23 protein-coding genes are annotated in these 22,345 nt (G+C 68.3%); 17 read left to right on the top strand and 6 right to left on the bottom strand.

Features of this window, described 5'->3' with window-relative positions:
• Positions 1-17: 17 nt before the first annotated feature.
• The 3 genes from JWS14_RS34235 to JWS14_RS34225 are packed head-to-tail and all read left to right on the top strand — an operon-like array spanning position 18 to position 2,693.
• Positions 18-1,658 carry an acyl-CoA carboxylase subunit beta gene (locus JWS14_RS34235; protein WP_074933736.1) on the top strand — a complete coding sequence of 547 codons (1,641 nt, stop codon included), beginning with the start codon at positions 18-20 and terminating at the stop codon, positions 1,656-1,658.
• A gap of 23 nt (positions 1,659-1,681) precedes the next feature.
• On the top strand, positions 1,682-2,038 hold the full coding sequence (locus tag JWS14_RS34230) for an acyl-CoA carboxylase subunit epsilon (protein ID WP_206015220.1): 357 nt from the start codon (positions 1,682-1,684) through the stop codon (positions 2,036-2,038).
• Positions 2,039-2,048: 10 nt separating this feature from the next.
• Positions 2,049-2,693 carry a Maf family protein gene (locus JWS14_RS34225; RefSeq protein WP_072951507.1) on the top strand — a complete coding sequence of 215 codons (645 nt, stop codon included), beginning with the start codon at positions 2,049-2,051 and terminating at the stop codon, positions 2,691-2,693.
• Here JWS14_RS34225 and JWS14_RS34220 read toward each other — a convergent pair.
• The gene (locus JWS14_RS34220; RefSeq protein WP_206015219.1) at positions 2,676-4,394 is read right to left on the bottom strand and encodes an MFS transporter; all 1,719 of its coding nucleotides are present in this window, start codon (positions 4,392-4,394) and stop codon (positions 2,676-2,678) included. The two genes, JWS14_RS34225 and JWS14_RS34220, sit on opposite strands and share 18 nt — an antisense overlap.
• 249 nt (positions 4,395-4,643) lie before the next feature.
• Between JWS14_RS34220 and JWS14_RS34215 the strand changes: the two genes are divergently transcribed.
• A complete protein-coding gene (locus JWS14_RS34215) occupies positions 4,644-6,161 on the top strand; it encodes a condensation domain-containing protein (protein ID WP_206015218.1) in 1,518 nt (505 codons plus the stop codon).
• On the top strand, positions 6,161-7,603 hold the full coding sequence (locus tag JWS14_RS34210; protein WP_095860864.1) for a condensation domain-containing protein: 1,443 nt from the start codon (positions 6,161-6,163) through the stop codon (positions 7,601-7,603). Before JWS14_RS34215 ends, JWS14_RS34210 begins: the two co-directional genes overlap by 1 nt.
• On the opposite strand, the gene JWS14_RS34205 is transcribed toward JWS14_RS34210, so the two are convergent.
• A complete protein-coding gene (locus tag JWS14_RS34205; RefSeq protein ID WP_095860865.1) occupies positions 7,570-7,980 on the bottom strand; it encodes a group III truncated hemoglobin in 411 nt (136 codons plus the stop codon). The two genes, JWS14_RS34210 and JWS14_RS34205, sit on opposite strands and share 34 nt — an antisense overlap.
• Before the next feature lie 146 nt (positions 7,981-8,126).
• Here JWS14_RS34205 and JWS14_RS34200 point away from each other — a divergent pair, with 146 nt between their 5' ends.
• The 7 genes from JWS14_RS34200 to JWS14_RS34170 all read left to right on the top strand — a co-directional run bounded on the left by JWS14_RS34200 (position 8,127) and on the right by JWS14_RS34170 (position 13,925).
• Positions 8,127-9,026 carry a sulfurtransferase gene (locus JWS14_RS34200; protein WP_072951493.1) on the top strand — a complete coding sequence of 300 codons (900 nt, stop codon included), beginning with the start codon at positions 8,127-8,129 and terminating at the stop codon, positions 9,024-9,026.
• Positions 9,023-9,439, top strand: coding sequence for a SufE family protein (locus JWS14_RS34195; RefSeq protein ID WP_095860866.1), 417 nt, complete (start codon positions 9,023-9,025; stop codon positions 9,437-9,439). Before JWS14_RS34200 ends, JWS14_RS34195 begins: the two co-directional genes overlap by 4 nt.
• Positions 9,440-9,460: 21 nt before the next feature.
• On the top strand, positions 9,461-10,837 hold the full coding sequence (locus JWS14_RS34190; protein ID WP_206015217.1) for a condensation domain-containing protein: 1,377 nt from the start codon (positions 9,461-9,463) through the stop codon (positions 10,835-10,837).
• Between the two features lie 132 nt (positions 10,838-10,969).
• Positions 10,970-12,763: an acetyl/propionyl/methylcrotonyl-CoA carboxylase subunit alpha gene (locus JWS14_RS34185; protein WP_095860868.1), complete on the top strand. Its 1,794-nt coding sequence runs from the start codon at positions 10,970-10,972 to the stop codon at positions 12,761-12,763.
• Between the two features lie 67 nt (positions 12,764-12,830).
• On the top strand, positions 12,831-13,250 hold the full coding sequence (locus tag JWS14_RS34180; RefSeq protein WP_072949054.1) for a DUF1707 SHOCT-like domain-containing protein: 420 nt from the start codon (positions 12,831-12,833) through the stop codon (positions 13,248-13,250).
• Between the two features lies 1 nt (position 13,251).
• Entirely contained in the window at positions 13,252-13,590 is a 339-nt protein-coding gene (locus JWS14_RS34175; protein WP_072949053.1) for a hypothetical protein, read from the top strand.
• A gap of 2 nt (positions 13,591-13,592) precedes the next feature.
• Positions 13,593-13,925 (top strand): VanZ family protein, encoded by a 333-nt coding sequence (locus JWS14_RS34170; RefSeq protein WP_072949060.1) that lies wholly within the window; start codon positions 13,593-13,595, stop codon positions 13,923-13,925.
• On the opposite strand, the gene JWS14_RS34165 is transcribed toward JWS14_RS34170, so the two are convergent.
• The 3 genes from JWS14_RS34165 to JWS14_RS34155 form a co-directional block, all read right to left on the bottom strand.
• Entirely contained in the window at positions 13,889-14,677 is a 789-nt protein-coding gene (locus JWS14_RS34165) for a tyrosine-protein phosphatase (protein ID WP_072949051.1), read from the bottom strand. The genes JWS14_RS34170 and JWS14_RS34165 overlap by 37 nt on opposite strands.
• Positions 14,674-16,017, bottom strand: coding sequence for an L-lysine 6-transaminase (gene lat, locus JWS14_RS34160; RefSeq protein ID WP_072949049.1), 1,344 nt, complete (start codon positions 16,015-16,017; stop codon positions 14,674-14,676). The genes JWS14_RS34165 and lat overlap by 4 nt, the downstream gene beginning before the upstream one ends.
• Before the next feature lie 65 nt (positions 16,018-16,082).
• Positions 16,083-16,547: an Lrp/AsnC family transcriptional regulator gene (locus JWS14_RS34155; RefSeq protein ID WP_072949047.1), complete on the bottom strand. Its 465-nt coding sequence runs from the start codon at positions 16,545-16,547 to the stop codon at positions 16,083-16,085.
• A gap of 30 nt (positions 16,548-16,577) precedes the next feature.
• Here JWS14_RS34155 and JWS14_RS34150 point away from each other — a divergent pair, with 30 nt between their 5' ends.
• The 5 genes from JWS14_RS34150 (at position 16,578) to JWS14_RS34130 (ending at position 20,971) form a co-directional block, all read left to right on the top strand.
• Positions 16,578-17,699, top strand: coding sequence for a 2-oxoadipate dioxygenase/decarboxylase family protein (locus tag JWS14_RS34150; protein WP_095860869.1), 1,122 nt, complete (start codon positions 16,578-16,580; stop codon positions 17,697-17,699).
• Complete coding sequence (gene amaB, locus JWS14_RS34145) at positions 17,696-19,213, top strand: L-piperidine-6-carboxylate dehydrogenase (protein WP_072949043.1); 1,518 nt, start codon at positions 17,696-17,698, stop codon at positions 19,211-19,213. The genes JWS14_RS34150 and amaB overlap by 4 nt, the downstream gene beginning before the upstream one ends.
• Before the next feature lie 30 nt (positions 19,214-19,243).
• Complete coding sequence (locus JWS14_RS34140) at positions 19,244-20,248, top strand: acyl-CoA dehydrogenase family protein (protein WP_083395564.1); 1,005 nt, start codon at positions 19,244-19,246, stop codon at positions 20,246-20,248.
• Between the two features lie 51 nt (positions 20,249-20,299).
• Positions 20,300-20,680 (top strand): VOC family protein, encoded by a 381-nt coding sequence (locus tag JWS14_RS34135; RefSeq protein ID WP_072949041.1) that lies wholly within the window; start codon positions 20,300-20,302, stop codon positions 20,678-20,680.
• Between the two features lie 150 nt (positions 20,681-20,830).
• Positions 20,831-20,971, top strand: coding sequence for a hypothetical protein (locus JWS14_RS34130; RefSeq protein ID WP_167372161.1), 141 nt, complete (start codon positions 20,831-20,833; stop codon positions 20,969-20,971).
• Between the two features lie 13 nt (positions 20,972-20,984).
• On the opposite strand, the gene JWS14_RS34125 is transcribed toward JWS14_RS34130, so the two are convergent.
• Positions 20,985-22,250: a DUF222 domain-containing protein gene (locus JWS14_RS34125; protein WP_206015216.1), complete on the bottom strand. Its 1,266-nt coding sequence runs from the start codon at positions 22,248-22,250 to the stop codon at positions 20,985-20,987.
• Positions 22,251-22,345 lie beyond the last annotated feature (95 nt).

Here is a 22,345-nt window from a genome sequence, read left to right as displayed (position 1 = left end):
CGTTAAGCTGACCTGTCATGACCACTGTTCAGGAGCCGAGCGCGGCGGAGTCGGCGAGTACGCCCGATATTCACACGACGGCGGGAAAGCTCGCCGACCTGCGTAATCGTCAGGCCGAGGCGCAGCACCCGAGCGGTGAAGCCGCGGTCGACAAGGTCCACGCCAAGGGCAAGCTCACCGCCCGCGAACGCATCACCGCGTTGTTGGACGAGGGCTCCTTCGTCGAACTCGACGCCCTCGCCCGGCACCGCTCGGTGAACTTCGGCCTCGCCGACAACCGCCCCGTCGGCGACGGCGTCGTCACCGGCTACGGCACCGTCGACGGCCGCGACGTCTGCGTGTTCTCGCAGGACGCCACCGTGTTCGGCGGCTCCCTCGGCGAAATCTACGGCGAAAAAATCGTCAAGGTCATGGACCTCGCCCTCAAAACCGGGCGCCCCCTGATCGGCATCAACGAAGGCGCCGGCGCCCGCATCCAGGAAGGCGTCGTCTCCCTCGGCCTCTACGGCGAAATCTTCCACCGCAACGTCCAGGCCTCCGGCGTCATCCCCCAGATCTCCCTGATCATGGGCCCCGCCGCCGGCGGCCACGTCTACTCCCCCGCCCTGACCGACTTCGTCGTCATGGTCGACCAGACCTCCCAGATGTTCGTCACCGGCCCCGACGTCATCAAGACCGTCACCGGCGAAGACGTCACCATGGAAGACCTCGGTGGCGCGCACACCCACATGGTCAAGTCCGGCGTCGCCCACTACGTCGCCTCCGGCGAACAGGACGCCCTCGACTACGTCAAGGACCTCCTCTCCTACCTGCCGTCGAACAATCAGGCCGCCGCCCCCCGGATGCTGCCCACCGACCCGATCACCGGCGCCATCGAGGACTCCCTCACCGCCGAGGACCTCGAACTCGACACCCTGATCCCGGACTCGGCGAACCAGCCCTACGACATGCACGAGGTCATCCGCCGCATCCTCGACGACGACGAATTCCTCGAGGTCCAGGCCGAACGCGCCGGCAACATCGTCGTCGGCTTCGGCCGCGTCGACGGCCGCTCCGTCGGCATCGTCGCGAACCAGCCCACCGTCTTCGCCGGCTGCCTCGACATCGACGCCTCCGAAAAAGCCGCCCGCTTCGTGCGCACCTGCGACGCGTTCAACGTCCCGATCATCACCCTCGTCGACGTCCCCGGCTTCCTGCCCGGCACCGACCAGGAATACAACGGCATCATCCGCCGCGGCGCCAAACTCCTCTACGCCTACGGCGAGGCCACCGTCGGCAAGATCACCGTCATCACCCGCAAGGCCTACGGCGGCGCCTACGACGTGATGGGCTCCAAGCACATGGGCGCCGACGTCAACCTGGCCTGGCCCACCGCCCAGATCGCCGTGATGGGCGCCTCCGGCGCCGTCGGGTTCGTCTACCGCAAACGCCTGCTCGAGGCCGCCAAGAACGGTGACGACGTCGATGCGCTGCGCCTGCAACTGCAACAGGAGTACGAGGACACCCTCGTCAACCCGTACGTCGCCGCCGAACGCGGCTACGTCGACGCCGTCATCCCCCCGTCCCACACCCGCGGGCAGATCGTGGCCGCCCTGCGCCTGCTCGAACGCAAAATGGTCACCCTCCCGCCCAAGAAGCATGGGAACATCCCGCTATGAGCGTCGGCGAATCATTGGACAGAGTGACTGCTATCACCGAGGACGACGTGCGCACCGAGACCAGCCCGGACGCGACGTCGCCAGTCAACGGTTCCGCAGCGGGCACCACGCTCGAGGAGGGCGCGGTCACCGACCTCCCCGCCGACAGTGCAGCGGCCGACGCGGCCCGTGAGCCGTTCCTGAAGGTGGTCAAGGGTTCTCCCTCCGACGAGGAGATCGCGGCGCTCGTCGCGGTGCTGTCCGCGGCCGCCGCCGCAGGCAGCGGTGATCCGGATTCGGGTATCCCGCCCGAGTCCTGGGGTGCTCCCACCCGGATGCACCGGAGCGTCGCCCCGTTCTCGCCGTACGCGTTCCCGAACGTGTCGGCGTACCGGCGTTGATCCGGGCCTCGTGACGTCGTTCGTTCTCGCCTCGGCGTCCCCGGCGCGGCTGGCCGTGCTGCGCAGCGCCGGGGTGGAACCGGTGGTGCGAGTCTCCGGGGTCGACGAGGACGCCCTCATCGCGGCACTCGGTGCCGACGCCGCCCCCGAGCACGTCGTCACCGAATTGGCCCGCGCCAAGGCAAAGGACGTCCTCCCCGTTCTCGCACGGGACGGGATCTCGGATGCCGTGATCGTCGGATGCGACTCCATGCTGCTGATCGACGGCGCCCTGCAGGGCAAGCCCGGGACCGTCGACGTCGCGCGCGAGCGCTGGTCGTCGATGGCCGGCCGTAGCGCGACCCTGCTCACCGGGCACAGCGTCCTGCGGATCACCGAGGGCACCGTGGTGGGTGACGCACACGACCACAGCGCCACCGTGGTCCATTTCGCGAGCCCACCGGACGCCGATCTGGAGGCCTACCTCGCGACCGGGGAACCACTCCAGGTCGCGGGTGCGTTCACCCTCGACAGCCTCGGCGGATGGTTCGTGGACCGCATCGAGGGCGACCCGTCCAGCGTGATCGGGATCGGTCTGCCACTCGTCCGGAGGTTGCTCGCGGACGTCGGGGTCGGCGTCGCCGAGTTGTGGGCGACGTCAGGCCGCGGCGACTGACCCGTCGTCGACCGGCTGGTTCCGGCGCGGCAGGGTCAGCGACGCCACCCCGATGGCAGCGGCGACCGCCGCGATGATCCAGAGGATGCGGCGTTCCGCCTGCAGAAACGCCTCGCCTGCCGCATTGCGGGTCGATTCCCGCGCCGCGACCACCGCGGAGTCGGCGATCTGCTGCTGGGCAGCACCGCGCGGGGTTCCTCCCGATACCGGTGAGCGGCACTCGTCGGGCACCTTCATCGGGGACGTGGACCCGAGCTGTTCCGACGCGCACCGCACGAACGTCTCCTCCGCGCGCGGGATCAGCCCCGGCGGCACCCCGACCTCGGCGAGCTGAGCGGTCAGCGCCGGCCGCTCGGCCTGCACCGCGTCCGCCGACTGCGTCGCGACGAGGTTGAAGAACACCACGCCGATCACCGCGAGCCCGATCGAACTGCCCACCTGCTGGACCGTCGGCAGCAGCCCGGACACCGAGCCCGCGTTCTGCGGTCGCACGGTCGCGAGGATCGCCGTCTGGAGCGGCGCTACGAACAATCCGAGCCCGGCTCCCCCGATGAACAGGGGCCCGGCCAGCGCCGACCACCTCGGATCGGTGCCCTCGTGCTGCAGTTGCGCTGCGAGCACGACGAGGGAGCCTGCGAACAGCACCATCCCCAACGGCAGGACGAGGTTGCCGATGCGCCGGTAGACGGCGGCGGAGGCCAGCGCGGCGAGACCGGTGCCGAGCGCCCACGGCAGCGTCATCATCCCGGCCCGCAGCGGGGAGAACCCGAACCCGAACTGCAGGGTGAGAGAGATGGTGAAGATCAGCGACGTGAGCGTGCCGAAGAATACGAACGCGATGGCGGCGCCCAGCGAGAACGCGCGGTCGGTGAACAACTCCAGGCGCAGGACCGGGTCGCCGCCGCGGCGCCCGAGCCGCCACTCGTAGACGACGAAGGCGATCAGCACCGGCACCGAGCACAGCAGCATCACCACGATCGACGTCGGCCAGCCGCGTTCACGTCCTTCCGCGAGCGGAAAGATCAGGAGGAACAGCCCGACTGCCGACAGCACGGCGCCGCCCAGGTCGAGTTGGCGAACACCGTCCGGCTTCGCGTCGACGAGGTAGAAGTAGCCGAGGACCAGGGCGGCGAGACCGAGCGGGAGGTTGACGAAGAAGATGAGCCGCCAGCCCCAGCCGAAGAGGTCCCACTGGATGAGAAGTCCGCCGACGAGCGGGCCGCAGATCGTGGCGAGCCCGATGGTCGCGCCGTAGATCCCGAACACCCGCGGATGGGCGCGTTTCGGGAAGAGCCCCGAGATGATGGCGAACGTCTGAGCCGACATCGACCCCGCCGCGAGGCCCTGCAACGCCCGCGACACGACGAGAGCGGTCGGCGACTGGGCCAGTCCACAGAGCAGTGAGGCCACGATGAAGACGGCCAGCGCGGTGAGGAAGACCCGTCGCCTGCCGAGCAGATCCCCCAGTCGCGCCGCCGTGATCAGGGAACATGCGAAAGACAGCGTGTAGACGCTCACCATCAGCAGCTGCGCCGACACCGAGGCGCCCAGATCGACTGCGATGCTCGGAAGCGCGACGTTGACGATGGTCGCGTCCAGGAGTTGCATGAAGACGGCGGCGAGACTGGTGGCCAGACCCAGCCACGGGACCCACCGACCGAGTTCGCCTCGGTAGAGTGCGTCACGCTGAGTCACAGGCATCCGGACAGGTTAGCCGCTCGAACCTCACAGAAAGCTGTGAGGTTGTTCAAAGATTGCTGGATGCTACGCGAAGAACTTGCAGCGTGGAACCCTTTTGCCCGACACTTGACTGGACCGGGACCGACCTGTAATCAGTCTCATACTTCGTTACCTCTCGCGGTAAGGCACTCGGTGCCGCATCCTGTTGCGAGAAGTCCGTGCCACACCCGATCGACCTCGCAACTCGAATTCGACACCAGGAGCCGCTCGATGGACTTGAACTTGATCACCCACTGGAAGCCAGAGCCTGGGCGGGTCGTCGAGTGGAAAGTCACGGACGCGAGTGCACGTGCGGCTGCCGGGGCGCCGGTTGATCCGGCACTGCCGACCACCATGCAGGAACGGCATCTGCGGCGGGCCCGTCTGGCGGCGAACAACGGCGAGACCCAGTCCCCGTGGATCGGCATCGCCTTCGACTTTCCGGGCCGCCTCGACACCGCCGCGATGACCCGCACCCTGGAGCGTTACGTCCTGCGGCACGACACGCTGCACAGCTGGTTCTCGTTCGAGAACGCGGACGCCGACCCCACGGACACCACCAACGCCGTCCGACGGCACGTCGTGCCTGCCGACTCCATCGCGCTCACGGCACACGAGGGTGAGACCCTCACCACCCCTGAACAGGTCCGCGACCACATCGCCGCGCGCTTCGCGAACGACACGAGCGCGCTCGCCTGGCCCGCATTCGTGTTCGGGGTGGTGGAGCACTACGACACGGGGGCTCCCGGGAGCGAGGACAGCTTCACCCTGTTCCACGCCGTCGATCACGCGCACACCGACATGCAGTCGATGATCCTCACGTTTGCCGAGACCCGGATCCTCTATCAGGCCGAAGTCGACGGCGCGGAGCCCGAACTGCCGGACCCGGGAAGCTACGTGGAGTACAGCCGGCGGGAACGGGAGAAGGCGGCGACGCTGACCCTCGCCTCCCCCGAGGTCCACGGCTGGATCGGCCACCTCACCCGCAACGGCGGAACCTTCCCGAGCTTTCCCCTCGACCTCGGCGCCTCCGACGAACCCAAACCGGCCATCGGCAGCCGGTTCGACCTCGCCGACGCCGACGAGTGCGAGCGGTTCGGTGCCGTGTGCAAGGCCCACGGTTCCAACTTCATCGGCGGCGTGTTCGCGGCCCTTGCCATCACCGAACACGAGTTGGTCGGGCGCGACCGCTACATGGCGCTGTCCCCCCTCACCACCCGCAACGATCCGCAGTTCTACTGGTCCCAGGGGTGGTTCATCAACCTCATTCCGGTCGGGTTCGCCCTGGAGGACGCCACCACGTTCACGGGACTCGCTCAGCGCGCGCAGGACGCCTACCGTTCGGGCAAGGCTCTCGGTGAGGTGTCCGTGCAGCAGGTGATCGACACCGTGCTCGCTCAGGCCGGCCCCGAGGCGACGTCGCAGCACACCACGCTCGCACCGCCGCCGATCGTGTCGTACATCGACGGCCGGCGGTTGCCGCAGACCGAGAATTTCACGTCGACCCGCGCGACCGGCATCGTGGGTGGCAAGGCCACCCAGATCGCGTCGATCTGGATCAATCGCGTCTTCGAGGGCACGTGGATGGCCGTCTCGCATCCGGACACCGAGGAGGCGCACCGATCGGTGACGGCGTATGCCGAACGATTGTCGACCATCATGAAAACCGTGGCACGCGACGGCGATTACACGGTGACGCCCTTCGCGCCGGCGGCCGCGGAATCCGCGACTGCCACAGGGGCGGAGTAGTGCACGTCACGTCCATCGACCGGTACATGCTCGAACCCGGCCTGGTGACGGAATGGTCCGTCGCGCCGGGCGAAGTGTCGGCCTCGGCGGTGCCGCCGTCGTACAACCAGCAGTTCCATCTCGATACCGCGCGCACGCACGGTGTCGGCCGAAGCGTCTGGATGGCAGCGGCTTTCGACCTCCCCGGCCGACTCGACCGGGACGCGCTCGCGGAGGCGCTGGTGCATTTCATCCGGCGTCACGACACGCTGCAGACCGGCTTCGACGTGAGCCCGGACGCGATGGCACGGGTGGATCTCGACCCCGACGACATCACCGTCGTCGCGTCCGAGTCCTCGGTGACGACGTCACCGCACGAGCTCCGCGACCATCTGCGGTACCGGTTCACCGAGGCGTGCGATCCGCTGACGTTCCCCGCCTACTTGTTCGCGACCATCGAGCGCGACTCGCACTACACCGTGGTCAGTGCGTTCGATCACACGCTCGTCGACGGGTATTCGCTCGTCATCGCGCTGGGCGAACTCCGGCAGATCTATCAGCGAATCATCGGGCTGGGCCGCTCGGGTGTACTCACCGAAGCGGAGCTGACGGAGGAACTCGGTGATCCGGGGAGCTTCCTGCGGTACTGCGAACTCGAGGCCGAGGCGCCGGTCACCGAGATCGGCGACCCCCGGGTGCGGGAATGGGCCCGCTTCTACGAGCGCTGCGGCGGCACCGCGCCCAGTTTCCCGCTCGATCTGGGTGTCGAGGCCGGTAGGCCCGCCCCGCAGGGCGCCGACGTGCGTCCCCTCCTCGATGCCGCGGACACCGACCGGTTCGAGGAGATCTGCCTGGACTCCGGGGGAAGCCTGTTCACGGGGACGCTCACCGCGATGGGCCTGGCCGTGCAGTCGATCGATGGCACCGACCGGATGCCGTTGCAATTTCCGCTGCACATCCGCCAGGACCCGCAGTGGGCCAACGCGATCGGGTGGCTCACGACGAGCGCGCCGCTGACGGTCGAACTGACGCCCGACTGCGACTTCCAAGCCTCGCTGGCGCACACCCACGCCTCGTTCCGCACGGCGCTCACGCTCAAGGGCGTCACGATGGCCCAGGTGCGGGAGGCGCTCGGTGACGGATATCGCCGGACCCGCACCGATGTGTTCATGGTCTCCTACATCGACTACCGCAAGCTGCCGGGCACCGACGACCACGACGAACTGAACGCCCATCACATCAGCAACGTGACGGTCGCGGACGATGCCCAGTTCTGGATCTCACGCACCCAGCGGGGTCTCGCGCTGCGGTCGCGGTTCCCCGAGACGCCGACGGCACGGCGCGCGGTCACGGAGTTCCTGGTACGGCTGCGGGAGATCATGCACGACGTCTGCGAGAACGGTGTCACTCCCATCGCGGAGCTCACCAGTCAGCTGAGCCTGGAGGGCACTCCGGTCGTCTGACCACCGGAGGGCTCGAACAGCCGTAGCCGCATCCCGACTGCGATCCTGGCCGCCTCGACTTTGGCCTGCTGCGCGACGTCGCCGAGGAACAACTCGTCGACGCTGGACGTCCACAGCTCGACCCAGCGGTCGAAGTGCCGGTCGGTGAATCCGTGCCTGCCGTGCAGCGCCCGGTGCACGGCACCGACGCTGCCGCGGTAGATGCCGGTGCGCAGCAGGATCGTCTCCCAGAAGTCGCACATGACGGGCAGGTGGTCGTCCAGGCCGATCACCATGAGCGTCTCGAATACCGGTTCGAGGACCGGGTCGGCGAATGCCCGGCCGTAGAAGTGCCGGAGCAGCAGTTCCAGGTCGGCGCGCGTCGCGATGTCGGGCATGGGGCCTCCGTTCGGGTGCGAATCTACGCGCCCGCCCTCACGTCCTCACCCTGTGCGGAAGGTAAGTGTGAACGCCGGTCGGAAGAACTTCCGGCGTCCGCCTAGAATTGATCCGTCCCCGTCGCATCTGCCCCAGGAGCCCACCCGTGCCCGTAGCGCCAGATCCCACCCAGTCCTTCGCCGAGTACGCCAATCCCGGTCGGCTCGTGTCGACGGAGTGGCTGTCCGCGAATCTGGGCACACCCGGCCTCAAGGTCGTGGAATCGGACGAGGATGTGCTCCTCTACGACGTCGGTCACATCCCCGGCGCCGTCAAGGTCGACTGGCACCTCGATCTCAACGATCCGGTGACGCGTGACTACATCAACGGGGAGCAGTTCGCCGAGCTGATGAGCCGCAAGGGCATCAGCCGCGACGACACCGTCGTGATCTACGGCGACAAGAGCAACTGGTGGGCGGCGTACGCCCTGTGGGTGTTCACGCTGTTCGGACACGAGGACGTCCGTCTCCTCGACGGCGGCCGCGACGCGTGGATCGCCGAGAACCGGGACACCGCGTTCGACGTCCCCGAGACCTCCCCCACCGACTACCCGGTGGTCGAGCGCAACGACGCCCCGATCCGCGCGTTCAAGGACGACGTCCTCGATCACCTCGGCAAGGGACCGCTGATCGACGTCCGTTCGCCGCAGGAGTACACCGGCGAGCGCACCCACATGCCCGACTACCCGGAAGAGGGCGCCCTCCGCGGCGGCCACATCCCGAGCGCGCAGAGCATTCCGTGGGCCAAGGCCGCGGCACCCGACAGCCGTTTCCGTTCGCGCGGTGAACTGAACGAGATCTACGGCGGGGTGTCCGCCGACGACGACATCGTGGCGTACTGCCGGATCGGTGAGCGTTCCAGTCACACCTGGTTCGTCCTCACCCACCTGCTCGGTTACCCCAATGTCCGCAACTACGACGGTTCGTGGACGGAATGGGGCAACATGGTTCGCGTTCCGATCGTCAGGGGTGAAGAGCCGGGAGACGTTCCCGGCGCAACGTCATGACCGAACTACCCGATTCGCTTGCCGAGATCGTCGACGACTTCGCCGCCGTCGACGGCTCGGACAAGCTGCAGTTGCTGCTGGAATTCAGCCGCGAACTGGCGGCCCTGCCTGCCGAGCTCGAGCAGGACGCGATGGAACCGGTGCCGGAGTGCCAGTCTCCGCTGTTCCTTTCGGTCGACGACTCCGATCCGGAGCACGTGCGACTGCACTTCAGCGCGCCCGCGGAGGCACCGACGACGCGGGGTTTCGCGTCGATCCTCCACCAGGGCCTGGATGGGCACAGTGCTGTCACCATCCTCGGCGTTCCGGACGATTTCTACTCCGCGCTCGGGCTCGCCGACGCCGTCAGTCCGCTGCGGCTGCGCGGCATGTCGGCGATGCTCGCGCGAATCAAGCGGCATCTTCGCGGCTAGGCAGGGTCTGAACACATACCGATGGAATTCACCGAACTTGCCGACTACCCCGTTCCGGTGGGTGCGCTCACCGAATGGCTGCCGTGCGCCCGCTCGGAGTGGGTGGACGATCCCCGTCCGGCTTCGTACATCCACGAGGCGCATCTGCGCCGGTGCGCCGATGCCGAGGGTCGCGAATCCTGGCTGGGCACCGCATTCGAGATCCACGGCGCACTGAACGTCACCGCGTTCCGGGCCGCGCTGGAGAAGTGGACCGATCGTCACGAGGTGCTGCGCTCGCACACGACGTTCGACACGGAGACCGAGCGGGTGTGCCGGCGGACCGTGCCGCAGGGCGGGCTGCACGTGGGGGTCGTCAGCCACGGTTACGACGCCGCCGGGGGCGACAACTTCGCGCACCTGCAGCAACTGTTCGACGAGTACGCCTCGCCGCACAGTTGGCCGTCTTATGTCTTCGCGACGCTGGAAACCGTGCAACGCGACCGGTTCACGGTGTTCTTCGCGGCGGATCACTCGATCATCGACGGGTTCTCCATCGTGCTCGTCGCCCACGAGTTGACCGCCCTGTACGAGCAGGCGCTGTCCGGTCGCACAGCCAACCTGTTCCCCGTCGGCAGCTACATCGACTTCGGCCGCGAGGAGCGTGAGACCTCCACCGACGCCGAGGTGAAGCGTGAGGCGCTCGACGTGTGGCGGTCCGCACTCGAGGGGCCGGGACTCCCCGAGTTCCCCCTGAAAGTCGGCCCGCGCACGTCGTATGCGCAGCAGAACCTGTCCGCCTGGATACTCGACGCCGACCAGGCGGCGGCGTTCAATTCGGCGTGCCGCGAGGCGGATGTGGGGTTCTTCCCCGGCCTGCTCGCGTGCCTCGGCCTGGCCGGCGCGGAAGTGGCGGGCGATGACCGCTTTCGGACGGTCACCCCGGTCCATACCCGGCACTCCCCGCAGTGGGCGTCCGCACTGGGCTGGTTCGTGGGTCTGAGCCCGATCGACTTCGAGGTGACCTCGGACGACTTCGCCGCCGTCGCCCGCGAGGCCGCCGACAGCGTGGCCCGGACGAAACCGATCTCGGTGGTCCCGTTCGACCAGATCGAGAAGGAACTCGACATCCCCATCCGGCCGCGCTTCGTCGTCTCCTACATGGACGTCCGGTTCGTGCCCGAAGCGGGCCGCTGGCACGAGCGCAACGCCCGGGCGCTGCGGAGCCGGCAGTACACCCACGACGTGTACGCCTGGATCAATCGCACCCCCCGCGGCGTCAATCTGGCGGTCCGATATCCGGGCAACGACATCGCCGCCGCGAGCGTCCACACGTGGGTCGCGAGCCTCCGCCGGCAACTGGAACAGGTTTCAACCAGCTACCCTTCGGTAGGGTTGCGGAGCGTCGGACAGGCCTGACGGCAATATTCGGTCCGGTGGCAACACCGATCGGTTCGGTGCCTAGACTCCGAAGTGATGCCGTAACCCACCGCCGGTGAACACCCCCGGGGACCACCGCGGAGACAGACCATGCGAACCACAGGAGGCTCAGTGCCCAGTCATGCCAGCGCGCACATCACGAAGGTGCTCGTCGCGAACCGCGGTGAGATCGCAGTGCGGGTGATCCGGGCCGCCGCCGACGCCGGGTACGGCAGCGTCGCCGTCTACGCCGAACCCGACGCCGACGCCCCGTTCGTGCACCTGGCCGACGAAGCCTTCGCCCTCGGCGGACAGACCTCCGCCGAGTCCTACCTGGTGTTCGACAAAATTTTGGACGCCGCCAACAAGTCCGGCGCCGACGCCATCCACCCCGGCTACGGCTTCCTCTCCGAAAACGCCGACTTCGCCCAGGCCGTCCTCGACGCCGGCCTGATCTGGATCGGCCCCTCCCCGCAATCGATCCGCGACCTCGGCGACAAGGTCACCGCCCGCCACATCGCCGAAAAGGCGAAGGCCCCGATGGCCGCCGGCACCAAGGACCCCGTCCGCAACGCCGACGAGGTCGTCGCCTTCGCGAAGGAATACGGCGTCCCCGTCGCCATCAAGGCCGCCTTCGGCGGCGGCGGCCGCGGCATGAAGGTCGCGCACACCATCGAGGAAATCCCCGAACTGTTCGACTCCGCCACCCGCGAGGCCGTCGCCGCGTTCGGCCGCGGCGAATGCTTCGTCGAACAGTATCTGGACAAGGCCCGGCACGTCGAAGCGCAGGTCATCGCCGACCAGCACGGCAACGTCATCGTCGCCGGCACCCGCGACTGCTCCCTGCAGCGCCGCTTCCAGAAACTCGTCGAGGAGGCCCCCGCCCCGTTCCTCACCGACGACCAACGCAACCGCATCCACAGCTCCGCCAAGGCCATCTGCACAGAGGCCGGCTACTACGGCGCCGGCACCGTCGAATACCTCGTCCAGGGCGACACCGTCTCCTTCCTCGAGGTCAACACCCGCCTGCAGGTCGAACACCCCGTCACCGAAGAAACCGCCGGCATCGACCTGGTGCTGCAACAGTTCAAGATCGCCAACGGCGACCACCTCGACATCCTCGAGGACCCCACCCCCCGCGGCCACGCCTTCGAATTCCGCATCAACGGTGAGGACGCCGGCCGCGGCTTCCTGCCCGCCCCCGGACCGGTCACCAAGTTCGTGCCCCCCACCGGCCCCGGCGTCCGGATGGACTCCGGCGTCGAAACCGGATCCGTGATCGGCGGCCAGTTCGACTCCATGCTCGCCAAACTGATCGTCACCGGCGCCACCCGCGACGAAGCCCTCGCCCGGGCCCGCCGCGCCCTCGCCGAATTCCAGGTCGAAGGCCTCGCCACCGTCATCCCGTTCCACCGGGCCATCGTCTCCGACCCCGCCTTCATCGGCGACGGCACCTCATTCGACGTCTACACCAAGTGGATCGAAACCGAATGGGACAACCAGATCGAACCCTTCACCGGCGCAGCCCCGCTCGACGACGAGGACACCCTGCCCCGGCAGAACGTCGTCGTCGAGGTCGGCGGCCGCCGCGTCGAGGTGTCGCTGCCCGGCCAGTTCACCCTCGGCACCGGCGGCGCGGGTGCCCCGGCCGGTGCGGTCCGTAAGAAGCCCAAGGCCCGCACCCGCGGCGGCGCCCACGGCGGCGCCGCCTCCGGTGACGCCGTCACCGCCCCCATGCAGGGCACCGTCGTCAAGGTCGCCGTCGAAGAAGGCCAGCAAGTCGAAGAGGGCGACCTCATCGCCGTCCTCGAGGCCATGAAAATGGAAAACCCCGTCAACGCCCACAAGGCCGGCACCGTCACCGGCCTCGCCGTCGAACCCGGCTCCGCCATCACCCAGGGCACCGTCCTCGCCGAGCTCAAGTAGGCGCCTGCACCACTCGTGAGTCCTTCTCGGCCCCGGGGTCGAGAAGGACTCACAGTAGTCTGTACGCATGTCTGACGTTCCCGAGATCCGTATCGGCACAGCCGAACGTGAGCAGGCCCTGAACTCGTTGAGCGAACACTTCGCCGCGGGCCGTCTGACGGTCCCCGAGTTCGACGAGCGCAGTCTCGCGGTCACGAATGCCACCACCCGCGGCGAACTCGATCGAGTGTTCACCGACCTTCCCGCGACCACGGCCGCCGCGCCCGCCAAGGCCGACGGAGCGGACACCGGCCACGACCAGAACTGGCGTCGCATCGTGATGTCGGTGATCCCGCTCATCGCCCTCGTGCTGTTCTTCGTCGTCCCCGTCGACAACAGCTGGCTGTTCTTCCTGATGATCCCTGCCGCCGGCGCCATCCTGTTCGGCACCCGCGACGACCGGCACGATCGAGATCGTCGCCGCGGCCGCCGCGACCGGGACCGCTGACATGGAACCGGTGGAGGTCAATGCAGGCGGCTGGTATCTGCGCGCACTGCGCGAGGACGAGCGCGTCAACGACCGTCCGGCGCTCGCGGACGGTGGAATTACCGAACCCGGCTACATCGCCCGCCGCACGGCGCAGTGGCTGAGCGACGAGCACTATTCGTGGGCGATCTGCCAGCCCAACACCGGCGAACTGCTCGCCGAGGTGGGGCTCACTCCGTCCGGTGAATCCGCGACCCTCACCGGGTGGGCGCGGGCCGGTCACGAGGACGCGCTCGCGAGCGGATCGGATGCGGTGCAACGGTTTGCGGAGGGCGCACTGGGGTTCACGGTCCAGCGGTGATCATGCGTTCCGTTCCGGTGGCGGCCCTCACCGTGCTGGCGCTGGTGATGTTGTTGTCTCCCGCGTCCGCGACACCGTCGGGTCCCGAACATGCCGACAAGGTGGTGCACACGCTGCTGTTCGCGGCGCTGGCGGCCGCCTCCCGGTATGCCCTTCTGACGCCACGGATCACGGTGCTCTGGCTCGCGGCGTTCGCGGTGATCACCGAGATACTGCAGGGCGTGCTGCCGATCGGCAGGCACGGTTCGGTCTGGGATCTCTGCGCGGACATGGTGGGTGTGGCGATCGGGTTGTCCGCTCAGTCCGCGATCATGCGCTCCCGCAGCAGAGTCTGAACTCCCGCGTCGAGGCCGAGTCCGTCGGAGAAGTACCGCTCGACCGTCCCGTAACGCTCGCGCATGACGGCCAGCGACACCTGCAGATACTGCTCGCGGACCCCGAGCACGGGCTCGAGCAGCGCCGGATCTCCACCCGCGTCGACGAATTTCTCGAACACGCCCGCGAACGCCGGCAGCAGGAGTTCGTTGGTCAGCAGGTAGTCGTGGAACACGTCGTCCTCGGCGACCCCGAGGAGCAGCAGCAGCGCCGCCGTGGCCCACCCCGTCCGGTCCTTCCCCGTGGTGCAGTGTACGAGGGCCGGCGTGTTGCCGTTCGACGCCAGACCGCCGAACAGTTCCCGGTACGAGGACACCGCACTGGGCATCGCGACGAAATCGCGGTAGCTGCCCTCGAAATACTCGATGGCGCGTCCACCGCCGAGTTCGCGTTCGGCGATCATCGGGTCGGCGATCACCTGCAGCATCTGCGCGGGGATCGAGCGGATCCCCTTGTCGGCGAGCACGTCCAACGCGACTGCGCGGGCCCCGTTCGGGAGTATGTCGGGGGCCGCGTCACGCTCGTCGGCGGTCCGCAGGTCGTACACCGTCCGGATCCCGAGGCCGTCGAGCAGCGGCATGTCCGCGTCCGCGACCCGGCTGAGATCGGTCGAACGGTAGAACACACCGGTGCGCACCTTCGCGCCGTCCCCGGTTCGGTATCCGCCGACGTCTCGCAGATTGGGCACGGACGTGAGCGGAATCGGCGTCATGCGTCGACGGTACCGCCCAGCACCCGTGCCAGTGCATCCACGGCGGCGTCGAGTTCCGCGGTCGTCACCGTCAGCGGTGGACGGAACCTGATCCCGCACTTGCCGGTGGGCAGGATCAGCACCCGCTCCCGGTCCCTCAGGTCCGCGACGACCCGGTCCCGCCGCTGCGGGGTGGGAAGCGTGATCGCGCACATCAGGCCCCGCCCCCGCGGCTCGGTCACGTCGGCGTTCGCCCGCGCGAGTTCCCGGAGCCGTCCGAGAAGGTGCGCCCCCGTCATCCGGGCCCGGTCGACGAGCCTGTCCTCCTCGACGATCTCGAGGATCCGGCGGGACCGCACCATGTCGGTAAGGTTGCCGCCCCAGGTCGAGTTGATCCGCGAGCTGACGGCGAACACGTTGTCGGGGATCTCGTCCACCCTGCCGCCGGCCATGATTCCGCAGACCTGGGTCTTCTTGCCGAACGCGACGACGTCGGGGTGCACCCCCAGTTGCTGGTACGCCCAGGCGGTTCCGGTGAGACCGCAGCCGGTCTGCACCTCGTCGAAGACGAAGAGGGCGTCGTTCTCGCGGCAGAGTGCCTCCATCGCCTGGAAGAATTCCGGGCGGAAGTGGTGGTCTCCACCCTCACCCTGGATCGGCTCGGCGATGAAACAGGCCACGTCCGAGGGGTTCTCGGCGAACGCGCGACGCGCCTGATCCAGTGCGTGCCGTTCGGCTTCCTCGACGTCCCGCCCGTCCGCGAGGTACGGGGAGTCGATACGCGGCCAGTCGAACTTCGGGTACCGCGCCACCTTGCCGGGCTCGGTGTTGGTGAGCGACATGGTGTATCCGCTGCGCCCGTGGAAGGCCTCGGTCAGATGGAGCACCTTCGTGCCGAGTGCCGGGTCGAGGCCCCGGCTCTCGTTGAGCCTGCTCTTCCAGTCGAACGCCGCCTTCAGCGCGTTCTCGACGGCGAGCGCGCCACCGTCGATGAAGAAGAGGTGCGGTAGTGCGGGATCGCCCAGCACCCGGGCGAACGTCTCGACGAACCGTGCCATCGGGACGGTGTAGATGTCGGAGTTGCTCGGTTTGTTGATCGCCGCCGCCGCCAGTTCCCGGCGAAACGCGTCGTCGTCCGCCAGTGCGGGGTGGTTCATCCCGAGGGCCGATGACGCGAAGAATCCGAACATGTCCAGATAGCTGGTGCCGTCCCGCAGGTCGACGAGATGCGTGCCGCGTGAGCGGTCCAGGTCGAGCACCAGGTCGAACCCGTCGACCAGAATGCGCTCGCGCAGCACGTCGTGCACCTGGCTCGCCGGCAGCTCGCCCCCATCTCCGGTAAAACGAATCGCTGTGCTCATACCGAGAGATTACGTCAAAATTCCTGTCTGCCGGCGACGATTCGGCAACATATCCGGTACGGGGCTCACTTGTCGTAAAATGTTTGCAAGATGATGGTGCTGCGCGTATGCACGTTGGCGGTGGCGCGGATCTCCTGCAGCAGGTGTTCCAGCTCCCGCGGCGAGGCGACGCGCACCAGCAGCACGTAGCTCTCCTCCCCCGCGACCGAGTGGCACGCCTCGATCGCGGGGAGGTTCCGCAATCGGGCGGGCGCGTCGTCGGGCTGCGACGGATCGAGAGGGGTGATCGCGACGAATGCGGACAGACCGTGCCCGAGCGCATCCGGATCGATCTTCGCGGTGTACCCGCGGATCACTTTGCGGGCCTCGAGCCTGCGTACCCTCGACTGCACCGCGGAGATCGACAGCCCGGCCTTCTCGGCGAGTGTCGCCAGGGTCGCCCGGCCGTCGGCCACCAGCTCCTGCATCAGTACCCGATCGATGTCGTCGAGAGGAGTATGGGGTGCGTCGCTACGGAAAGATTCCACCACCAGCGCAGGCTAGCCCAGCGGAGGTGCATCATGGTTGAAACGTGGGAGCTCCGCGCCCGCTTCGCCCGCGCACTGGGCGCGGCGTACGGCCGGACGGTGCCCGCCTACGACACGCTGGTCGAGGTGGCCGAAGAGGTCAACGCGGACTTCGCAGCGAGAAACCCGGCCGGCGCCGAACGCCGGGGTGGCCTTGCCCGGATCACCGTGGAGCGCCACGGCGCGATCCGCTTGGGCGGACCCACGGAGCTTCATCAGGCCGCCATCCTGTTCTCGGGCTTCGGGATGCACCCCGTCGGCTGCTACGACCGGCGCGACGCACCCGAGCCGGCGCCCGTCGTCTCGACGGGGTTCCGTCCCGTCGACCCGATCGAACTGGCCCGCAACCCGTTCGGGATGTTCACGTCGATGCTCACCACGGCCGATCGCCGGTTCTTCGACGGTGATCTGCAGCACCGCCTCGAGAATGTCCTCGCCGCCCGCAGCGTGTTTCCCACGGAGCTGTTGCACCTGGCCGCACTCGCGACCGAGGAGGGCGGGCTGACCGCGCCGACGGCGGAACGGTTCGTCGCGCTCGCGGTCACGGCGTTCGCACCGTCGGACACCGCGGCCGACCGATCCTGGCTCTCCGCGCTCGAACGCGTCGCACCCGTCGCCGCCGGCCTCGGTGGGCGCACGGGCGTGCGGGTCGTGCACCTCGCACCGCGAGTCTTCGACATCGACGACCTGTGCCGTCGGTCGGCGCGGCACGGCCTGAGAAGGATCGACGGCACCGGCCCTCGGCCCGCACGGGGCGGCCCGGACGTCCTGGTGCGACGGGTGTCGTTCGGCGCCGCCGGCACACCGGGCGGCGTCCTCGTGGCGGAATCACGTGGCATGGCACTGACACCCGAAGGACAGGAACTGTACGCCGCCCACGGCGACGACGAAATTCCGCAGACGGAAGCGGAACTGGAGGCCGGCGGGCTGGCGTACTTCACGCACCGCCGCACCGGCGCGGAGCCGATCCTCTATGAGGACTTCCCGCCGATGCCGGTCGGCTCCGGCCCCGACCACCTACCGTGGCTCTCCGAGACACTCGGCCGGGCCGTGCACGACCCGTTCATGCTCTACCGACAGCAGCAGGACCATTCCCGAGAGAGGACAGCATCGTGAACCTTCCCGCCCCCGAGGAGTTGTGCCGACGCGCCGAGCAAGCACTGATCAGGTGCGGTGCCGAGATCACCGACGGCGGGGGACCGCTCGTCGCGCGCACACCGATCACCGGGACCGAACTGCGCACGGTGACGGCGAGCAGCGCGGAGGACGTGGACCGGGCGATCACCGCGGCCCACGAGGCCTTCCTCGAATGGCGTTCCGTCCCTGCCCCCCAGCGCGGCGCCGTGGTGCGCCGTCTGGGTCAGCTCCTGACGGAACACAAGACCGATCTGGCGGAACTGGTCACCCTCGAGGCAGGCAAGATTCCGTCCGAGGCGCAGGGCGAAGTGCAGGAGATGATCGACATCTGCGAATTCGCGGTCGGACTGTCCCGCCAGTTGTACGGCAAGACGATGGCGTCGGAACGTCCGGGACATCGGCTGATGGAGACGTGGCATCCGCTGGGAGTCGTCGGGGTGATCTCGGCGTTCAACTTCCCGGTGGCCGTGTGGTCGTGGAACACCGCGGTCGCGCTGGTCTGCGGTGACACGGTGGTGTGGAAGCCGTCGGACCGGACGCCGCTGACGGCGATCGCGTGCGACGCCCTGCTGGCGCGCGCCGCCCGGGACGTCGGTGCACCCGCCGGGATCCACGCCCTGATCCAGGGTGCGGGGGACGTCGGCGAACGGCTCGTCGACGACGCACGCGTCGCGTTGGTCAGCGCCACCGGTTCGGTGCGGATGGGTCGCGCCGTGGGACCGCGCGTCGCCGCGCGCTTCGGTAAATGCCTGCTCGAACTGGGCGGCAACAATGCGGCGGTGGTGGCACCGTCCGCCGATCTCGATCTGACCGTGCGGGGCGTCGTGTTCTCCGCCGCGGGCACCGCGGGACAACGCTGCACGTCGCTGCGACGGCTGATCGTGCACTCGTCCGTCGCCGACGAACTGGTGGAGCGCATCTCTTCGGCGTACGGCCAGCTGAAGGTCGGGAACCCGTTCGACGACGGCGTCCTCGTCGGTCCGCTGGTGAACCGCTCCGCGTTCGACGCCATGCAGACCGCGTTGGACAAGGCCCGCGCCGACGGCGGGACCGTCGTCTGCGGTGGCGAACGCAGCGGTGGCAGCGACTCCGCCTACTACGTCTCGCCCGCCCTCGTCCGGATGCCCGCGCAGACGTCGGTGGTGCAGGAGGAGACGTTCGCACCGATCCTCTACGTGCTCACCTACGAAGACTTCGACCAGGCGATCGCGTTGCACAACGAAGTGCCCCAGGGACTCTCGTCGTCGATCTTCACCACCGATCAGCGCGAGGCCGAGAGGTTCCTGGCGGCAGACGGTTCCGACTGCGGCATCGCGAACGTCAACATCGGCACGTCGGGGGCGGAGATCGGCGGGGCGTTCGGCGGCGAGAAGGAGACGGGCGGCGGACGCGAGTCCGGATCCGACGCGTGGAAGGCCTACATGCGCCGCGCGACGAACACCGTCAATTACTCCGATCGACTCCCGCTCGCGCAGGGGGTGGAGTTCACCTGATCGGCAGCGTCGACCGGCTACTCTCGGGGCGTGAGCAACTGGACCGAGATGGCGCGTGAGATCGCCGAGAACGTGCTGTTCCCGGTGGCCGACAGCGTCGATGCCGACGGCGAGATTCCCGACAGTCACTTCGAGACTCTCGCCGCCGACGGCTTCTACGGACTCGCGGCACCCGGCGAAGAGGGAGTGACGCCGTCGGTGCTGGTCGACGTGATGGAGACGTTGTGCGGCGGTTGCCTCGCGACGGCGTTCACGTGGATGCAGCATCACGGCGTCGTCGCCGGTCTCGCCGGTTCACCGAACACGACCCTGCAGGATCGGTACCTCGACGGACTCGTCGACGGCACGGTGCGGGCCGGCGTCGCTCTGGCCGGAGCGATTCCCGTCCCGCCCACCCTGTGGGCGCGCAGCGTCGACGACGGCTACGTGCTCGACGGGGTGTCGCCGTTCGTCACCGGCTGGGGCATCGTCGATCTGCTCCAGGTATCGGCGCGCGACGAATTCGACGACTCCATCGTGCACGTCATCATTCCCGCACAACCTTTGCGCGGACTCACCGCCGAGGAACTCCCGCTGATCGCGGCGCGGGGGTCGAACACGGTCCGGCTGAAATTCGACGGGCTCGCCGTACCGCGGGATCTGGTGAGCGCCGTCGTCTCCCCCGAGGACTTCGCGAAGAGCCAACTGTTCGGGTCGTGGATCAACGGATGCATGGCGATGGGAATCACCCGGCGGGCGATCAGCGAACTGGAAGCCCTCGGCGTCGACGCGGACCCGTTCGAGGAGCAGGCTGCCCGGGCACGTCTCGACCTGAACGCGGCACTCGAAGGCCGGGCGGAGATCGCCGAAGCGCGCGCCCGTGCTTCGGAACTCGCCATCCGTACCGCCACCGCCCTCGTCACCGCGAAGGGCAGTTCCGCACTGCTCGTGGGAAATACGGCGGAACGACTGATGCGTGAAGCCACCTTCACACTCGTCGCAGCGGGACGTCCGGCGATCAAGTCCGCGTTGCTGCAGCGCCTCGGCCGCGACTAGCGCGTGGCTCCGCGTATCCCGACAGATCCAAGCTGAAAGTGGGTTTCGTCCATGGCATGCCGCATCAGTGAACTCGTGCTCGGTTGCCGCGACCCCGAGGTGCTGGCCCGGTTCTGGTGCGAGGTCCTGGACTTCGTGGTGCTCGACCGCGAGGGCGACGGAAGCATCGAGATCGGGCCACGCGAAGGGTTCGGCGGCCCGCAGCCGACGATCATCCTCAGCCGCCGCGACGTACCGGAGCCCGGGAAACCCCGGCTGCACATCGACGTCAACGCCACCGACCGCGATCAGGACGCCGAACTCGAACGCCTCCTGAAACTCGGCGCCCGCCCCGCCGACATCGGCCAGACCGGGGAAGAGCCCTGGCACGTCCTCGCCGATCCCGAAGGCAACGAATTCTGCCTGCTCCGGGCCCGCCTCGCTCCCCTCTGACGGTCCTGGCCGGGCGGGATCCCGTGCACGGGCATCGTGTTCGCGGTCGCCGGAGCTTCGCGTGCGTGCCTGTCGGTGCCGTCGTCTACTGTCTGACGGCTCCACCCGTGGCGCACCGCCCTTCGACCGAAGCGAGACAACGTGTTCAGGATGATCCGCGTCGTTGCGGTGGCGCTACTCGCCGTCGGCGCGTATGTGGCGCTGTCCGAGCACGAGCCGTCGACGGTCGAGGTGCCATTGCCGTCGTTCGCGCCGGCAGCAGTACCCGCCGCGGATCTCGCGACGGTGTGAACACAGGCCTGGGCTAGGGCCCTCGGTCCTCGGCGCGCACCCGGTCACGGAGCCTCCGGCGAGCACGATCGATCTGCTCACCGGTGTGGTGCCGGTGATTGATTCGCGGTTTCCCCTCCGGGTCGATGTGCGGTGGCGGTATCCATTCGGTGCGTCCCGCGTAGCCCGCTCGTGTGCATCCACCTTCGGCGGCAATGAGAGCGAGGCGTTGGTCCGCGCTGGCCACCCGTCGGAGCCGTCCGAGATGCAGGGGCCTGCCGTCATGGTCGAACAGGACGAGCACCGGGTGGGCGTTTTCAGCAAGTTTCAGCGCGTCGTCGAGGGGAAGGAGACCTCCCGTCGCCGTGGTCGCCATTCCGCCCGCAGCCTTCTCGAGTTGATCGAGCGTCATGATGATGATCGCCGTGACGGGCAGACCCCGGTGCGGACCCAGGATCCGAGATTCGAGCACGACCCTGAACATCGCACTCAGGGCGTCATGGTTCCGCTGCGCCGCGGTGCGCGTGTCCCGCGCCGCCGCCGCGACCAGCGCTTCACGATCGATGAGCGGATCCTCGGCGTCGCCGCGTGGTGACTCCGGGTCGTCCGGATTGTTCATGCCGGGGCGGGCCCACTTCGCGAGGATCGGGTCGAGGAGGGCGCGCGCGGTGGGGTCGAGTTCGCCGGAGATCTTCGACATCAGTTCGGTGTCCTGACGACCGAGGGAGATGCCGCGTCGGCCCGCCCGATCGCGATCGTCCGTGAGACGACCGTCGGGATCGAGGTAGGCGAGCAGTCGGTGACCGGCACTCTCGACGTCTTCCGGGGTGCCGCCACGCGCGCACCCGGCCAGGATCGCTTCGGCTGCGGCGACGTCCGCGTTCGACACGGCGTGCGGGATCTTGCGCATGATCTTCGAGACTGCCCGGGCGTGATCGGAGCCGATGGCACCGTCGCGTTGCGCGACCGCCGTTTCCGGAAGTGCCGCCGGCAGGTCGTCGCCCGACAGCGTGTGCCAGGCGCCGAGGTTGCGGGCAGCCGACACCCGGGCCGACGCGTCCGACGCCGACACGCGCAGCACGTCGACCAGCAGCTTGTTCGGTGAGTTGTAGCCGAGCGTCGCGGGCAGCGAGTGTTCGACACTCTCGACGATCAGCCGCTGCGAGACCGCGCCTGCGCGGCGGAGGGAAGTCTCGAGTTGCTGCATCGTCAGCATCACGTCGGAATCCGACACACCCGTGAGGTCCACGTCGAGCAATCCCGTGACGGCAGCAGCCAGCGCAGTCAGGTGTTCCGTCACCTGATCTGCCGCCCCCCGGTCGAACTCATGTTCGAATCATACTGTGCCCCACCGACACATTCAGCGGACCGCAGGGAGACCGCACAGCATGTGCC

It is taken from the genome of Rhodococcus koreensis, from assembly GCF_017068375.1.
Lineage (GTDB): Bacteria > Actinomycetota > Actinomycetes > Mycobacteriales > Mycobacteriaceae > Rhodococcus_F > Rhodococcus_F koreensis.
The sequence above is the reverse complement of the archived record's forward strand: the minus strand, read 5'-3'. Positions and strand labels throughout refer to the sequence as shown.

What these genes read in the sequence shown, in the direction of transcription:
- JWS14_RS34180 (WP_072949054.1), top strand. Translation starts at nt 12,831, where the DNA reads ATGTCTGACGTTCCCGAGATCCGTATCGGCACAGCCGAACGTGAGCAG.
- JWS14_RS34130 (WP_167372161.1), top strand. Translation starts at nt 20,831, where the DNA reads ATGATCCGCGTCGTTGCGGTGGCGCTACTCGCCGTCGGCGCGTATGTG.
- JWS14_RS34150 (WP_095860869.1), top strand. Translation starts at nt 16,578, where the DNA reads ATGGTTGAAACGTGGGAGCTCCGCGCCCGCTTCGCCCGCGCACTGGGC.
- JWS14_RS34170 (WP_072949060.1), top strand. Translation starts at nt 13,593, where the DNA reads ATGCGTTCCGTTCCGGTGGCGGCCCTCACCGTGCTGGCGCTGGTGATG.
- JWS14_RS34205 (WP_095860865.1), bottom strand. Translation starts at nt 7,980, where the DNA reads ATGCCCGACATCGCGACGCGCGCCGACCTGGAACTGCTGCTCCGGCAC.
- JWS14_RS34135 (WP_072949041.1), top strand. Translation starts at nt 20,300, where the DNA reads ATGGCATGCCGCATCAGTGAACTCGTGCTCGGTTGCCGCGACCCCGAG.
- lat (WP_072949049.1), bottom strand. Translation starts at nt 16,017, where the DNA reads ATGAGCACAGCGATTCGTTTTACCGGAGATGGGGGCGAGCTGCCGGCG.
- JWS14_RS34235 (WP_074933736.1), top strand. Translation starts at nt 18, where the DNA reads ATGACCACTGTTCAGGAGCCGAGCGCGGCGGAGTCGGCGAGTACGCCC.
- JWS14_RS34190 (WP_206015217.1), top strand. Translation starts at nt 9,461, where the DNA reads ATGGAATTCACCGAACTTGCCGACTACCCCGTTCCGGTGGGTGCGCTC.
- JWS14_RS34165 (WP_072949051.1), bottom strand. Translation starts at nt 14,677, where the DNA reads ATGACGCCGATTCCGCTCACGTCCGTGCCCAATCTGCGAGACGTCGGC.
- JWS14_RS34195 (WP_095860866.1), top strand. Translation starts at nt 9,023, where the DNA reads ATGACCGAACTACCCGATTCGCTTGCCGAGATCGTCGACGACTTCGCC.
- JWS14_RS34215 (WP_206015218.1), top strand. Translation starts at nt 4,644, where the DNA reads ATGGACTTGAACTTGATCACCCACTGGAAGCCAGAGCCTGGGCGGGTC.
- JWS14_RS34175 (WP_072949053.1), top strand. Translation starts at nt 13,252, where the DNA reads ATGGAACCGGTGGAGGTCAATGCAGGCGGCTGGTATCTGCGCGCACTG.
- JWS14_RS34220 (WP_206015219.1), bottom strand. Translation starts at nt 4,394, where the DNA reads ATGCCTGTGACTCAGCGTGACGCACTCTACCGAGGCGAACTCGGTCGG.